This is a genomic window from Stackebrandtia sp., assembly GCF_035643755.1.
GTDB lineage: Bacteria > Actinomycetota > Actinomycetes > Mycobacteriales > Micromonosporaceae > Stackebrandtia.
In genome coordinates this window covers 1-2,261 of the sequence record NZ_DASQPW010000178.1, presented here as the reverse complement: position 1 = coordinate 2,261, position 2,261 = coordinate 1, and the positions used below count along the sequence as shown (strand labels likewise).

1 protein-coding gene is annotated in these 2,261 nt (G+C 66.8%); it reads right to left on the bottom strand.

Annotated features, from left to right (window positions below; all coding sequences use genetic code 11):
* A partial coding sequence (locus tag VE172_RS13235) for an alpha/beta fold hydrolase (protein WP_324802361.1) occupies positions 1–1,331 on the bottom strand: 1,331 nt, incomplete at its 3' end.
* Between the last annotated feature and the right edge of the window lie 930 nt (positions 1,332–2,261).

The window sequence follows — 2,261 nt, the reverse complement described above, 5'->3', positions numbered from 1 at the left end:
CCGACGCCGTCGTAGGTCAGCACCTCCGAGCCCTCGATGCCGTGCGAGAGGCTCTCGGCGCCGCTGACGGGGGTGACGGGGTCGCCCGTGTTGCCCACCAACAGGATCGGCGGGGCGTCGTCGATGTGGACGGCGTGTTGGGGGTTCTTCGGCGCCGCGGGCCAACCGATGCAGCCCGCCGCGATCGACCACCACTCCGACATTCCTCCCAGGTGCGGGTCGCGCTTGACCGCCTGGTTCGCCAGGTGGCGCAGCTGCTCGAAGTTGGTCAGCTGCGGGTCGATGTCCTGGCAGAGGGTGGCGCGGTAGGGGGCGCTGGTGGCGGGGTTCTCCGCCTCGGTGCGGATGGCGGCCAGCTTGGTGCCGTCGCCGTCGACGGCCTGCTTCAGGGCGTCGGACAGCGGCTCGGCGAACTCGGGGACCGAGTCCAGGCCCGCGTTGACGATGAACTCCAGTTCCTCGGCGGTGATGGGCCGCTCGTTCGGGACGGGGATCGGCTTGTCGCGCGTGGACTTCACCAGGGCGTCGAAGGTGGCCGCGAAGTCCTTGCCGTGCAGGGCGCACTTGTCCGAGCCGTCGCACCACTTGGCGTACGCCTCAAAGGACTTGTTCAGTGCCGTCGAGCCGTCGAGGATCAGCTTCGAGGTGCGCATCCCGTGGTCCACCACGCCATCGAGGCTCATGGTGCGGACGCGGTGCGGGAATCGCTCGGCGTACGCGGTGCCGAGGATGGTGCCGTAAGAAAGACCCAGGTAGTTGATCTTGGACTCGCCCAGCGCCGCGCGCACCTGGTCGAAGTCCTTGGCGACGCTGATGGTGTCCATGTTGGAGATCAGATCGTCGCAGCTGTCGCCCATGTTCTTGTTGTGCGCGACCAGCTGGTCGAATTCCTTCTGCGACTGGGGAAACAGCGACACGTTCGGGTCGTGGTCGGGCTTGGAGCAGGACAGCTGCTGGCTGCCGCCCACGCCGCGCGAGTCGATGCCGATGATGTCGAAGCGCGACTGGAGGTCCTTGGAGAAGGTCTGGTCGACGGCGTCGCGCACGTAGCCGGCGGCGGGCTGGCCTGGACCGCCAGGGTTGAAGAACAGCACCCCGACGCGCTTGTCGGGGTCGGTCGCCGCGCGGCGGGTGATGTTCAGCTTCACCGTCCCCGCGTTCGGGTCGGCGTAGTCGCGGGGCACGTCGAGGCTGCCGCATTCGGCGCCAGGCTTCTGGCCGCAGGTCTTCCAGGCGATCTCCCGACCGTCGGCCGAGGCGTCCCAGGTCACGTACGCCGCGACGCCAGCGGCGACCAGTACGGCGGAGGCAAGAGCGAGTATCCGTTTCACGCGATGATTGTGGGGCGCGCCAATGCTTCCCCACTTCCCCCAACGGACGGATATCCGCCGCGCCTCCTCGGCCGAATGACCGACTCCCGCGCGGCACCTCCGTCAAACGCGCCCCGCGCTGCCCATCGCCGCTGACGTGGCGCGATTCGTTTGGCCATGGTCGGGGAGGTGCGGCTCCCTCTTCCACGGCGAACAGTTCTTACGCTGCTCGCCGTTGGGAAGCCGCGGGTTGGGTTGGCTGCGTTGGGCAGGGGCTTGGTCTGCCGTCCCGTCGTGGTCAGCCCCGTCGGGACGGCAGACTGTTGTGAACGTATCGCTCTTTGGCGGGCAGAGCCTTGGCGCTGTCGTCGACCCCACCCAGTCGCCAATTCTCGTGAACCCGTCGCTTTTGGGTTGCCGTGCGAGGGGGAGTCGCACGCCGCTTTCACCGAAGCTGGTGTTGCGCAGATGTTTGCCAACCTCCCGCTTCTTGCCTGGCCGTGGCGGGGGTGTGGTCTGCCGTCCCGACGACGTTAGCCCCGTCGGGACGGCAGACCTTCGTGAACCTGTCGTTGCTTATTTAGCTGTGCGAGGGGGAGTTGCATCTGCCGTCCCGTTATCGTCTCCAACGGCGTCGGGGTTTGGCGCGATGCGAGATAGCTGTCGGGTTCCTCTTTGCGGCCTTGGTTCTGCGTCGCTTCGTCGACATGGCCTTGTACCTCGCCGACAAGTCTCCAGCCCATCCGAGGGTGTGTCTGAAATGGTCAGTCAATGGGGTGCATGGCCAGGATTGCCCGCACTCCCCGCATTTCGGTAGCACCCACAGGATCGGGAACAGACCGAGGGCAATGACAGCACGCAGGCGCCGTTTCGGCAGGTGGGTCTTGGGGATGTCGAACTGTTCGCCGATCCTCCTGGCCCTGTCGGCCAGTGGCCCGTGTGGGTACATCA